Source organism: Leifsonia sp. NPDC056665 (assembly GCF_042791795.1).
In the GTDB taxonomy this organism is placed as follows: domain Bacteria; phylum Actinomycetota; class Actinomycetes; order Actinomycetales; family Microbacteriaceae; genus Leifsonia.
In genome coordinates, this window is sequence record NZ_JBHTXK010000013.1 from 41138 (window position 1) to 53951 (window position 12814).

General features: G+C 62.2%; 11 protein-coding genes. 1 reads left to right on the plus strand and 10 read right to left on the minus strand.

What is annotated here, in order from left to right; translation table 11 throughout:
* Nucleotides 1–65 precede the first annotated feature (65 nt).
* Complete coding sequence (locus tag ACFQ9V_RS13310; RefSeq protein ID WP_382459614.1) at nt 66–986, plus strand: LysR substrate-binding domain-containing protein; 921 nt, start codon at nt 66–68, stop codon at nt 984–986.
* Here ACFQ9V_RS13310 and ACFQ9V_RS13315 read toward each other — a convergent pair.
* The 10 genes from ACFQ9V_RS13315 to ACFQ9V_RS13360 form a co-directional block, all read right to left on the minus strand.
* Nucleotides 976–1605, minus strand: coding sequence for a 3-oxoacid CoA-transferase subunit B (locus ACFQ9V_RS13315; RefSeq protein ID WP_382459615.1), 630 nt, complete (start codon nt 1603–1605; stop codon nt 976–978). The two genes, ACFQ9V_RS13310 and ACFQ9V_RS13315, sit on opposite strands and share 11 nt — an antisense overlap.
* Nucleotides 1602–2375: a CoA transferase subunit A gene (locus tag ACFQ9V_RS13320; RefSeq protein WP_382459616.1), complete on the minus strand. Its 774-nt coding sequence runs from the start codon at nt 2373–2375 to the stop codon at nt 1602–1604. The genes ACFQ9V_RS13315 and ACFQ9V_RS13320 overlap by 4 nt, the downstream gene beginning before the upstream one ends.
* A gap of 64 nt (nt 2376–2439) precedes the next feature.
* Complete coding sequence (locus ACFQ9V_RS13325; RefSeq protein ID WP_382459617.1) at nt 2440–4017, minus strand: CocE/NonD family hydrolase; 1578 nt, start codon at nt 4015–4017, stop codon at nt 2440–2442.
* 366 nt (nt 4018–4383) lie between these two features.
* Nucleotides 4384–5712 carry an alpha-amylase family glycosyl hydrolase gene (locus ACFQ9V_RS13330; protein WP_382459618.1) on the minus strand — a complete coding sequence of 443 codons (1329 nt, stop codon included), beginning with the start codon at nt 5710–5712 and terminating at the stop codon, nt 4384–4386.
* Between the two features lie 373 nt (nt 5713–6085).
* Nucleotides 6086–7498 carry an ABC transporter substrate-binding protein gene (locus tag ACFQ9V_RS13335; protein ID WP_382459619.1) on the minus strand — a complete coding sequence of 471 codons (1413 nt, stop codon included), beginning with the start codon at nt 7496–7498 and terminating at the stop codon, nt 6086–6088.
* A gap of 528 nt (nt 7499–8026) precedes the next feature.
* Nucleotides 8027–9094, minus strand: coding sequence for an ADP-ribosylglycohydrolase family protein (locus tag ACFQ9V_RS13340; protein WP_382459620.1), 1068 nt, complete (start codon nt 9092–9094; stop codon nt 8027–8029).
* A complete protein-coding gene (locus ACFQ9V_RS13345) occupies nt 9087–10088 on the minus strand; it encodes an ADP-ribosylglycohydrolase family protein (RefSeq protein WP_382459621.1) in 1002 nt (333 codons plus the stop codon). Before ACFQ9V_RS13345 ends, ACFQ9V_RS13340 begins: the two co-directional genes overlap by 8 nt.
* Nucleotides 10088–10969, minus strand: a complete 882-nt coding sequence (locus ACFQ9V_RS13350) for a ribokinase (protein WP_382459622.1) — start codon at nt 10967–10969, stop codon at nt 10088–10090. Before ACFQ9V_RS13350 ends, ACFQ9V_RS13345 begins: the two co-directional genes overlap by 1 nt.
* Nucleotides 10966–11880, minus strand: a complete 915-nt coding sequence (locus tag ACFQ9V_RS13355; RefSeq protein ID WP_382459623.1) for a carbohydrate ABC transporter permease — start codon at nt 11878–11880, stop codon at nt 10966–10968. Before ACFQ9V_RS13355 ends, ACFQ9V_RS13350 begins: the two co-directional genes overlap by 4 nt.
* Nucleotides 11877–12812, minus strand: coding sequence for a carbohydrate ABC transporter permease (locus tag ACFQ9V_RS13360; protein WP_382459624.1), 936 nt, complete (start codon nt 12810–12812; stop codon nt 11877–11879). The genes ACFQ9V_RS13355 and ACFQ9V_RS13360 overlap by 4 nt, the downstream gene beginning before the upstream one ends.
* Nucleotides 12813–12814 lie beyond the last annotated feature (2 nt).

The window sequence follows — 12814 nt, forward strand, 5'->3', positions numbered from 1 at the left end:
TCAGTCTCAGATCCAGCAGTTATAAACGGAAATGCCTCTTGCTGCTACATTGATAAACTCACAACATGAATCTGACGATCGAGCAACTGCGAGTATTTGCGGCAGTCGCCGCAGCGTCATCGTTCAGCGACGCGGCGCAGGCGCTGCGTCTGACCCAGCCGGCTGTCTCCCGGACGATCCAGAGCGTGGAGGGCGTGGTCGGCACTTCGTTGTTCTCACGGACCACCCGGAAGGTGGAGCTGACGGCTGACGGTACAGAGTTCTTGTCGGTTGCCGCAGCAATCATCGAGGAGTTCGAATCCAGTTTGGGTCGCTTCGACGCCTTCATGCAGTCCAGCCGCGGAACGCTCACCGTCGCCGCGTTACCGGTTCTAGCAAGCGGGTTGCTGGCCTCGATCGTGTCCGACTTTCTTGCGCCTCGACCGCAGGTTCAGCTTCACATCACAACCGGCTCCGCGCAGCAGGTGCTTGAACGGCTTCGACGGGGCGAAGCTGATGTCGCCATCACGGAGATAACGCCTGACTCGACGGGGCTCCAGATAACCCCACTAGGCTCCGATCCGATGTGCGTGGTTGTCCCGCGGGATCATCCGCTTGCCGAAAGCGAAAGCGCACGATGGAAGGACCTTCTCCGCTACGACTTCATCACCCTCGCCGCGGGCACCAGTGTGCGCCGACTCACAGATGAAGGCTTCAGTACGACGCACGCCGCTCCGAAGTCGGTGGTCGTAGTCGATGCGACCATGACTGCTGTCGCGATGATGTCCCGGGGACTCGGGATCACTGCTTTTCCATTGTCCACGCGTTCGTTCGCAGCGGCCGAAAGCTTCACTTTCATTCCGCTGCGTGATCCAACGGTTTCGCGCGAACTCGCGGTGCTCTGGGCGGCCTCGCCGGCGCCTTCTGCACTTGCGCGCACCTTCACGGAGTCAGTGCTCGCTGCAAGCAGAGAATCGGAGCGTCGCGCGGGCATCGTCACCGGCTGAAAGTCGCCTCCGACGCCGACTGCGCCTGGTCGAGGGTGACTCCTGGTGCGAGTTCGACGACACAGAATCCGTTTGTAACGACGTCGAACACACCAAGATTCGTGATGACCCTGTCGACGACTTCCGCTCCGGTCAGCGGAAGCGTGCATTCGGTTACGAGCTTGCTTCGACCGTCTTTCGACTGGTGATCCATGACGACGACGATTCGTTTCGCGCCGTGAACGAGGTCCATTGCCCCGCCCATTCCCTTAACCATCGCCCCAGGAACGGTCCAGTTAGCGATGTCGCCGCGTGCGGAGACCTGCATCGCGCCAAGAATGGCGATGTCAATGCGACGAGCTCTGATCATTCCGAAACTCGTTGCGGAGTCGAAGAACGCGGCACCCTCTCTGATGGTCACCGTCTCCTTGCCTGCGTTGATGAGATCGGGATCGACGTCTTCGGCGGCGGGGTAGGGGCCAACCCCGAGAATGCCGTTCTCACTTTGCAGGAAGACCTCCACACCATCCGGAATGAAGTTCGGGACCAGCGTCGGGATGCCGATTCCGAGATTGACGTAAGACCCGTCCTGCACCTCGCGTGCAGCGCGTTGGGCCATCTGCTGCCTGGTCCAGCTCATTCGGTGTCCCCTGCAACTATTCGCTTCTCGATGGGTTTGTTCTCAGCTTGTTCTGGTGTGAGTTGGACGACTCGGTCGACGTACACACCAGGCAAGTGGATTGCGTCAGCATCGAGGGCGGTCTCGGACAACTCCTCCACCTCTGCAATGACAAGTGCAGAGGCCATCGCACACAAAGGGTTGAAGTTGCGGGCCGACTTACGGAACGTCAGGTTCCCGAATCGATCCGCGCGCCACGCATGGACGAGAGCAACGTCGCACGGCAAAGCAGTTTCAAGAAGGTAGGTACCGCTGAGCCGCCCAACCTCGAACTGTCGTGACTCTCGAGGTGGCGACGCTCGTAGGACTTCAGCGTCACGGTTGTACAGCCACGGAAGCCCTCCCGATTCAACCAGCGTTCCGACTCCAGCCGGAGTGTAGAACGCGGGAACCCCGGCGCCGGCCGCTTTCAACCGTTCAGCGAGAGTTCCTTGCGGGGTCAGCTCGACCTCGAGTTCACCTGCGAGATAGCGTCGCGCAAACTCTCGGTTCTCACCGACGTAAGACGCGACAATTCTTCGGATCCGGTCGGCCTCTAGAAGGACGCCGAGGCCACGTCCATCCGTTCCGCAGTTGTTCGAGACGATCTCCAGCTCGTCGATTCCAAGGCGGAGGACCGCGTCGATGAGCGCGAACGGCACACCGGACAGACCGAATCCGCCGACTGCGAGGCGTTGGCCACTTTGAAGGTCCGCGGTCGCTGCGGCCGCGGTCGAATACAGCTTGTTCACTGAGGGTCCTCCTTGATCTCGGGGGCCGACTGAAGGTTGACGCCGAGCGGTCATCACCGCGGGACTACACGGAAACCGGATGGTTGGAGAACGTAATTAATAGACCATCGATGCCGCCAACCTGAAGCACTGGATGCGACGCTCTGGCTCGTGTCGCGCTCTGCGACGGTTCCCCGTAGCCAAGGTTGCGGTCGTAGTACGGGAACGCACCGCTGGCCACAAGTACCGCGACCGCATGGCCCTTGCCGAAGCGATGCGCAATCGGGCCAAGATCGATGTCCAGGACAAGACCTCCCGTTGTTCGCAGCCCCGGGTCCGAGATCCGTCGAATAGCCTCGCAAACGTTGAACGCCTCCCCGGCTGCGGTGACGTCGAGGACCCGGATGAACAGGTCGACACTGGGGGTGTCGGCACGGACCGCCACATGCGCGGTGACCCGACCGGCCGTGGGCAGATCCGCCTCTAGGACGGACGAGGTAAACGTGACCACGTCGTCACGGCCGATGAGGTCTCGATTGTCCTGTGGACCACCGACGTCGAGCCCACCGAACGCTGTAATACCGACCGCGGGCGTCGGATCTAAGGGGTTGTACGTCCAGCCGATGTCGGTCGGCTGCGGCGAGGGGACAGCGTCCAGCTGGTTGCTCGCTGCCGCGTAGAGAGTATGTGAGGGAACGTTGTCCGACCATTCGGCACAGTGGACCCATTCACAGGCGCCTGTGTCGTATAGGGAGGCTTCTGGCCGCGGCTGTCCTTTGCCTTTGACATGAAGGTCGAACCAAGCGGCGACCTCTTCGAAGAACTTGGGCATGTCCAACGGATGGTGTGTCCAGGGCCCGATAACGAGCCGGCGGGGCACTCCGGCGCGCCCCAAACGTTCGAAGTCCTGAAGAATGGGGATGCGGTGATAGTCGTACCAGCCGTCGAAGAGAAGGACGGGGACGCCGGCGTTCTCGGCAATGTTGGAATAGTCGATCGGCGCCCAGTGAGGCGACCGAGCGCCGAACTCGAGACGCTCTTGGTAGAAGGACAGCGTGGAGCCGGTGGCTGCCTTGTCGGCGTCACTCAAGGGCAAGTGGGCGAAGTCATCCGCTTTCGGCGGTGTGGCTGAGCCACCTGGTTCGTTGTCGACGGACCAAGTCAGGGCTTGGTCGAGTGTGAAGGCGCCGCCGGGGTACCAGGCGGTGACCCGGTCCGAACTGTATTCGGCGATTGCCATCGCGCGAAGGGAGGCTGGTCGCGTAGACGCTGTCGCCCAGGCCGCGAAACCGAGATAGCTGAAGCCGGTCAGCATCAGGTTGCCATCGAACCAGGGTTGCTTCTCGATCCAGTCGACGGTCGTCCTGCCGTCGCCCGCTTCGTGGAAGTACGAGGTGGATGTGCGGGTGTCTTGGATGACAACTGCGTAGCCACGAGTGGCGAGATAGGCTGCCGCGGCGTGCATTTCAGCGCGACCATAGGGTGTACGGATCAAAATGGCGGGGAGCGTGCCGTCGTCGATCGGCCTGGTTACGGTGCCGTAGAGAGTCACGCCGTCGCTGGTACGAACGGTAACCTCCTCCCGCCCCAGCCGAGTCGCACCTACTGGGCCGATGACCTTTTCGATCAGGCTCAGGTCTTCGCGTGTGAGTTGGTCAAGCATCAGCACATTCCCCCTCGCGGGTAGTTGCCCCATCGGTCTCGCCGGCGACTTGGCTCGACTCGGCGTTGCGAAGAGTCACCGATGAGGAGTGCCAGGGGGTGTAACGGGTGATGCGTACGATCCTGCCGTGGTGCAGTTGGGCCGAGTGTGTGCAGCTATCGCGGGAGCGGCTCGTTTGTTGGAGAACAGCCCTTGTAGCGCGGACGTCGGGCTCTGCTTCTTTTCGCCGCTCACTCGGCCTTGCCATGTCTGGTTCCTTCGGTTTCGTTGCACTGTCCGGGGTGGGAGTTGGTGGGCAGCGGGACCGGTCTTCCCTTCTGTGGAAGGAGTCGTCCACGATCGTCAGTCCTGCTGCCCACCCGTGCGCTACTTCGCCCTCACGTCCAGCATCGTGAATCCGTATCCGGGCAGGCTGACGCTGTACGCGGCGCCGTCGATCTTCGCGCCCTTGCCACCGTTGTAGAGATCCTTCGGCTGCTGCTTGAGATCGATTCCGGTACCGGTCAGATCAACCGTCACCGTGGACGGCGTCGGGCTGAAGTTGTACACGAGCAGCGCGGTCTGTTTGCCGTCCTCGCTGGTGCGACGCTCCGCGAACGCGGTCGTGGCCGGCCCAGCGGGCACCCGATCGCGGCTGGCGGCCGGCAGGAGCGCCTTGTTGTCGTTCACCGTGCTCAGCACGCGATCCCAGTTCGCCCGGAGGGTCGGCGACCAGCGGATGTACTGGTCGTACATCGGCGAACCGTAGAGGATGCCGGAGCCGGCGAGCAACGCCGCCTCCTGGACACGCTGCACCTCGTCATTCGGATACGACGGGTAGTCGTGATTGGCGAGGTTGGCGTCGTCGTCGGCTGCGATCGTCCAGGCGTGGGTGGTCGCACCGACAGATCGAGCGTAGTCCGAGTTCTCGAGTTGGGTCTCGAGCCCGTTCACGTCGATCTGGCCGTTGACCAGGCGCGTGTAGTCGTTCGTCCAGTTGCCTTGATCGCTGTAGTTGAACCACGAGGTCAGGCCGAAGGCGTGCAACGCTTGCGCGTTGGTCGCGCCCGAGGTCTCGAACGTCAGCCACTTGTCGTTCGTCGTGTAGGTCTTGGGCAGAGTGACGGCGGCCTCCTGGAAGCGCGAGTCGAGTCGGCCGACGTCCCACATGAACCCGTCAATGCCCGTGTCGAGCCAGAACTCCTCGAAACGCTTCACCTCGGCGACGCTCGTGGGCTGGTCCCAGTTGAAGCCCGGTCCGAACCAGAGCTTCCAGTAGTAGGCGCCCGCAGTCGCACTCCACTCCCAGCTGCTCGCCCACGGCGGCCCCATCCTCAGCGACGGGAGCGGGTCGTTCGGGTTCTTCGTCCAGGTGAAGGAGCTCACCTCGCGGGACGTCCGGTCCCCTGCCCCGTACTGCTGCTGTGCCTTCTGGAAGAACTGCGAGTTCTCGTCCATGTAGATGTTGACGAAGTAGGAGACGACCTTCATCCCGCGCTTGTGGGCTTGAGCGACGAGGTTCTTCCAGTCCTGGATGGTCCCGTTCTGCGGCGACACCGAGTAGAAGTCGAGCGGGTCGCACCCTGCGCACAGGGTCTTGTCACCGTCGTACGGGCTGAAGAATCCCAGTACCCGGATCCCGCTTGCCTTGAACTGATCGAGCTTCTTGGTGATGTCCGTGTACTTGTAGTCGAAGTACGTGTTGTAAAACCACATGAAGCCGTTGAGGTTCTGGAAATCCGTGCTCGTTTGCGTCGGTTTGGAGCTCTGAAGCGAGCTGCTTTTCGGTGACGCGGCAGCCGGTGCGGATACGGTTACGGCGCCGGTGACGAGAAGCGCCGCGGCCATCGCGGTTGCGAGCGTTGCCCGCAGTTTCAGTTTTGACATTGAATCTCACTCCGTTGTTCGAATCTATTGAACGTTCTTCTTTGATCGTGTGGTCGACGCTCTGGTGTTGAGGACGGAGGGCACCTCCTTTCGGCTGTGCGATGACTTCTGATTCGCCGCAGTGGAGCGGCGTTTGGCGAACGAGTCAGGTCGGGGAGACCGGTGACCGCGCCGACCTGACTCGCTCCGACGACGAAGGGAGCTACTTCGTCGCCTCCCCGGTGGAGTAGGGGGTGGGGATCAGGTTCCGGGACATGTCGCTCTGGAACGCGGCATCCATCCCCTTGAGGAAGTCGGCCACGGACTCATCACCATTCAGGACCTTGTCGGCGTTGGCGCTAATGAAGGTCGTCGCCTTCCCGCCCCACGAGGTCCAGGTCGTGTACCCGACGTTCCCGGATTCGCTAGCGGACTGAAGGGACGTGTACACCCGGGCGAATCGCGAGTCGACGCCGGAGGGGATGTCGGACTTGTTGATGTGAACAGGCAGCGGTCCAACTCCGGTGGCCTCGACGTTCGCCCACATGGTTTTCGCGTCGTTCAGCTGCCAGTCGAGGTACGTTTCGGCAGCGTGCGCGTTCTGGGTCTTCTTGTTGATCGAGAGGGTGTTCCCAATCGACAACGGGAAGTTCTGAGCGACACCGTTAGACAGCGACGGCAGCTCAGCCCAATCGAATTCGCTGTTCGCCTGCTTGAAGTACTCCGGCAGGGTTACGAACTCCCAAGAGCCGGAGATGTACATCCCGGCCTGGCCGCTAGCCAGCTGGGTGTATTTCTGCGGGTCGGTGGTGGAGAAGTACTTCTTCACTCCGCCGCCGAACCAGCCCTTGTCGAAGTACTCCTTGAGCAGTTCCATCGTCTTGGCGAACGCCGGGTCGGTCCATTTGATCTTGCCGGTGAGTGCGTCGTGGATCTTCTGCGGACCTGCAACGTCGTTCATGAATGCTGAGACCAGCCACTGAGTTGCTGGCGGGTAGTCGGAGTTCCCGGCGGCGAAAGGTGTGATGCCCTTAGCGACCATCTTGCTGGCTAGGGCTTCGAGTTCCTGCTGGTTCTTCGGCGGCGTCCAGCCGTTCTTCTCGAACAGCGTCTTGTTGTAGAACAGCACCAGGGTCTCGTATGCCTGAGGGAGAGCGACGAGTTTACCGTCGACCTTCGAGGACTCCATCGCCCACGGCAGGAGCTTGTTCTGCCAGTCGTTCTGCTTCGCTGTTGCGCTGAGGTCCTCTAGATATCCCGCTTGCGCATAGGGGAAGACGATCGAGATACCCGATCCAGTGACGATGTCCGGCCCCTTGCCGGCGGCCAGTGCGACCTGAATGTTCTGGTTGATGTTGTTGACATCCTTCTGCACCGCCTGAAGGTCTACCTTCGGGTACAGCTTCTGGAACGGCGTCACGTTGTACTTGACGAAATCGGACACGCCCTTGGCGTCCGGCGTGTTCGGCGCGTACCAGTAGGAAAGCGAGCCGGTGGGGTCGCCCGAGGTGCTTGCGGCTGTCTGGCCCGTGCAGGCGGTGAGCGCGGCGCCGAACGCGAGTGCAACAGCGGCCGCCCTGATCCCGCGTGAACGGAGTCCGGGTCGTGCGTTTCGACGCTGTTTGAAGTGAGGCATCGTTGTCTCTTTCTCTTAGTCAGATGTTGCGTTGGTGTCCAGTCGCGCCGGTTCTACCGCCGCGTCGAAATGCTCCGACGCGTCCGGCGTCTGCGGGCCGTGCGCTTCTCAACGGACACCCCTGAGCCAGCACGCTTTGTGAGAGACCGCCATTGGCTGAAGGGCAAACTGCGCGACGTGGCGCGGTCGACCCGGCAGCGAAGCTCATGACACCTCTGTCTCTAAACAACCTAAAACGTTATATCTAAAACGTTTTACAGGCTAGGGCCGGTCAAGTATTGGGGGCGCGCGAGCGTCTGTCAAGCACCGATTTACGCTGCCGCGAGGGACGCCAAGGCGCGCCTGATCGCTCGCCAAGTCTCATGGAAATGGTGAGGGGCCGCGCACACTGGCGCGGCCCCTCGGGTGCGGTAGCGATGACTCCACCGCAGGAACCCGCTACTTATAGTTCGCCGGTTCCGTCTCGAACATCAGCTCGAGGGAATCGGGCACGGCCAAACGAGTCGGCCGAGCCGTGTCGAAGGGGTTCTAGGAAACGACCTTCGCGAAATCAGCGAGCTCGGCAACCAAGTCCCGCAGCCGAACTCCGGCAGTCGACGGCACGCAGTAGCCACGAAGCGTTTCGACGCGCTCTCGCCACGAGACAGGAATCGCAGAAACTCCGTGAGTCGCGCCGACAATTGCTCCAACCATCGCCGGCATCGTATCAGCCTGCTTCGGAATCAGGTTGGCGGTCCCGATCGCCTCCGCAAACGATTGCGATTCGCGAGCGATGATGAAGGCTAGCGGGAGGGTCTCTGCCGCGACATTTCCGAAGTTGTACTCGAGGTTGGCTACCTCATCGTTCCATGCCGGGACTGCTCCGATCAGCGACCCGGCGTCGGCGAAGATCGACTCCGCAAGCTGGAACTTCCGGCCAAGCCAGGTCTCCGAGTCGATCTCGGTAACCGCGAGCGCGATCGCGTCACGGACGGTGCTCCCACCGACGGCCGACGAGATCACGCTGGCAAACGCCGCTGCCGCATCGATACCGACGCCCGCATTCGTGATCGACGCCAACCGTCTAGCAACCTCTGCAGCGTCCGACGGACGTCCAGCGTAGGCAACACCAACGGGTAGCGAGCGGGCCACAGACGAGTCATCGTAGAAGTGCGGGTTGTCCGTTCCCGTTGCTGGCGGAGTGAGCCCCGCGAGACTATTCAGGATCGCTGAGCGATCCGCCACAGAGCCCCAGTACTCGTCCGCCTGCGGCAGAACAACTTGCTGCCACGCCGAGAAGAGCTCCCACGTTTCAGGCACGGCCTCCGAGACACTTACTCGGTTCTGAATGGCACGAACGAGCACCGCCGTTCCCAACGCAGCCTGCTCAGCGTCGTCCGTCGCGGCGAAGGTCTCCCCCGCAAGCGGAGCCGAAAGCGTGAACGGCAACGGGAACTTGTTGATGAGCTGGTCGTCCATTTCGACGGCCTGACTCCACAACAATCCACGGCGGAACGAGGCACGAGTCATCCGGTGATACCGCGAGGGGAAGCCAGACGCGTCGCCCGCGGCCAAACCCGTGAACGCGCCTTGAGCGCGAGCGAGAAGATCAGACATCGGTGAGAACCTTTCGTGCGTCTACGGAGTCGGCGATGCTGTCCGCGAGTCTCCAGAGATCAACTCCGGCCATCGCTGCGATGCAACTGCCACGCAGCGGCCCGAGGCGCTTCGTCCACTTGGTCGGAATGGCGTCGATCCCGTTGAGTGCGCCAGCCATCGCGCCTGCCATCGCGGCGATAGTGTCAGCGTCGCGACCAATGTTCACTCCGCCGAGAACAGCCTCGACGTAGTCGCCTTCGGCGATTGCGAACACTCCGAACGCCAGCGCGGTCGCCTCCGGTGCCACGTCAGCCCACGGGTAGTGGAAGATCGCGACACGACGCTCTAGTTCGTCGAGACGCTCGTCTTCAGTTCCGGGCCCGGCCGCGACCGCCAGCGCCTTCTCGATCATGCGTCGAGACCAGGAGTCTTCCGGTGTGGCGTTCAGGCCCGCGTTCGCAACCTCTTGCCAGCTACTGGCGGTGACGGCAGCTGCGGTTGCAGCTGCAACCGCTTGCCCGCACCAAATCCCGTCGAGCGCGTGACTGACCTGCGCGTCGATGCCTGCAAGACGTGCCGCCTCAGCCGGATCGCCCGCTGCGAATGCGCCAATGGGCGCCACCCGCATTGCGGAGCCGTCACTCCAGAGCTCGTGATTGTCAGACCCGGATGCTGGCGGCAGCAGACCCTTCGCGAGGTTGTGGATCGCATCCATCTCGGAGAACCCGCCTCCGTCGAAAGGCGTTTCCTGATCGACCAATGCTGCCGTCCATTCGCGTGCAACGTCTGCAGGAGTGACAGCAGTGCCGTACTTGAGAAGGATCTGCGCAGTCAGCGCCGCGTACTCCGTGTCGTCGGTTCCTGCCGGATCGTCGGACAGGAAATCGACCACACGGTCGAACTGCTCACGAATTCCCGCACGGGTCATTCCTTCCGTCGGAGCACCGAGCGCGTCTCCGATCGCCTGCCCCAGCACCGCTCCACGGATACGGTTCCGTGTTCCCTCGTCCACTAGTTCTCTACTCTCTCTAGGCCCAGCGCCTCATCAACGGCTTGCCGGGTCGGGATGGATGGGACCGCACCGTGTTCCTCGACGGAAAGGGATGCGGCAACGTTCGCGCGGGTAGCTGCCTGCGCATAGCCGACGCCTCGCGCGATCTCAGCGGCGAAAGCACCCACGAATGTGTCTCCGGCCCCGGTCGTGTCGAGGGCGATCGTCTTCCGTGCAGGTACACGAACGGTTCGCTCGCCCCGAATCTGAAGTGTCGCCCCCTTCGAGCCGAGGGTTGTTACCACGCAAGGAACCCGAAGCTCTTCGACGCGCAGCTGGTCCGCTTCATGCTCGTTGACAATAAGGACGTCGACGGCGGCGAGAATCGCCGCCGGGACGGTACGCACCGGCGTGGGGTTCAGTACCACGGTTGTCCCGGCCTCCCGGGCGGTGGTGACCGCGTCCTCGACAACACTGTTAGGCACCTCCAACTGGCAGACGAGGACGTCGGCTTCGCGGACCTGATCACGTTCGCTCTCGGTCAGTCGGTTGAGTAACCCGTTCGCGCCAGGAACGATGACGATGTTGTTCTCTCCGGTCGCGTCCGTGGTGACGAACGCCGTACCAGTCGTGCCTGGCTCCCGTCGCAGGAGCGCATCGTCCATGCCCTCGTGCCTCACTGTGTCGACGAGAACGCGTGCGTAATCGTCGCTCCCGACCGCGGCGATCAAGGCTGTGACCGCGCCAGCGCGCCGAGAAGCGATTGCCTGGTTGAGCCCCTTGCCTCCTGCAAACACGTTGAACGATTCGGATGTGACGGTCTCCCCCGGGCCGGGGATCCGTTCGACACGGGTGACCAAGTCGACGTTGGCGCTCCCGACGATGACGACCTGAGCGCTCAACCCTTCACCCCTGAGGACGCGAGTCCGCTGATGAAGTTTCGCTGCATCAACAGGAACAGCAGGATCACAGGGATGATCATGATCAGGCCGGCCGCGTCTGTGACACCGTACAACCGAGTAAAGCCCTGCTGGAATGTGAGGAACGCCGTCGAGATGGGCAGGTTGTTCGGCGACGAGATGAAGATCACGGCGAAGAACAGTTCGCCATAGACGGCAAGTCCCACCACGAGTCCCGCGGTAAGGAAACCGGGGCGCGCCAACGGAAGCATGATCTTGGTGGCGACCTGCCACTCGTTGGCCCCATCGAGGCGGGCGGCCTCGTCCAGTTCTTTCGGGATGCCGGCGAAGAAGGTTTCGAGCAGCAGAGTTGCGAAGGGCACATTCAACGCGGTGTAGATCAGGATCAACCCGAAGAGGTTGTCGTACAAGCCGAGGTTCGTCCAGAGGAAGAACAGTGGCACCAAGAACATCTGCGCCGGCAGCGAAATGACGATCAGCAGATAGAACGCGATCCCACGCTTGAAGGGGACGCGGAGCCGAGCCAGCGCGTACGCCGCCATGCCGGCGCAGATCCACACGCCGATGATTGTCCCAACCACCAAGATTGCGCTGTTGCCTAGTCCTTGGCCGAGCCGACCCTCCGTCCAGGCCGTTTCGAAGTTGGAGAAGTTCCATGTCTCGGGGAGGCCGATCGGATTGGTCGCGAGTTCGGTATCGGACTTGAATGCGTTGAGCACCAGTACGAGGACCGGCAGGATCGCAAACAACGCCAGCAGGATGAGCACAACCACTGAGATCGGAGCTCGTTTGAGACCGCCGGGCCGCATGTCCTGTGGCTCCGTAGAGCGACGCTTGCGTCGTGGCTGCGATGTCTGAGCGATCACATGTGAGGTGTTGGTTGCCGAGGTCATGATTCGTCCCCCTTGCGGCGCAGTAGTCCGATGATGATCACGAGGATTCCGCCGAGCGCGGACATGGTCAGGCCCATGAACGCGGCGTATCCAGCCTCATTCGCTCCGAATGCCGTCCGGTTCACCAGGAGCGAGACCAGGTCGCTGGAGCCGGCCGGGCCACCGCCAGTGAGCGCGTACGCGTAGTCGAACGCGAGCAGCGACCACAGCGAAATCATGGTGAGCGCGAACGCCAGCGTGGGACGGATTCCGGGGAGGGTAACGTGCCAGAACTCCTGCCACGCGTTCGCCCCGTCAATCCGGGCTGCTTCGTACCGGGACCCGTCGATGTTGGTGGTGGCGGCGAGGAACAGTACGACGAGGAAGCCCCAGAAGTGCCAGTTGTCGACGAACATCACACTGCCGAGCGACAGGTTCGGGTCGCCGAAGAAGTAGACATTGTCGAGCCAGTGGATGCCGATCTTGTTTAGAGCTGCGGCAAGGCCAGCTGTCGGGTCGAGGATGTTCTTCCAGATCGCAGCGTTGACGACACTGGCGATCAGGTACGGGACGAAGAACAGAACGCGGAATACGGCTGCTCCCCGGCGTACCCGAGACAAAGCGAACGCCCCGTACAAGCCCATCACGATCGGAACGGTGAGGAAGAACACCATGTAGGTGAAGTTGTGTCCGAGCGCGTTCCAGAATGCCTGATCCTGGACCAGCCGCACAGCGTTGTCGAGGCCGTTGAACTTGGCCGGCCCCAGTCCGGACCAATCCGTGAACGCGTAGTACAGGTTCGAGATCGACGGACCGCCGATTACGACGAGGTTTAGGACCAGTGCGGGAGCCATGAAAAGCAGCCCCACCCACATGCCGCGTCGGCTGCGACGCCGGGGCGCGCGGGCGAGGGTTTCAGCCTCGCCCGCGGCCTCAGCTGCCGCGCCTGTCATTA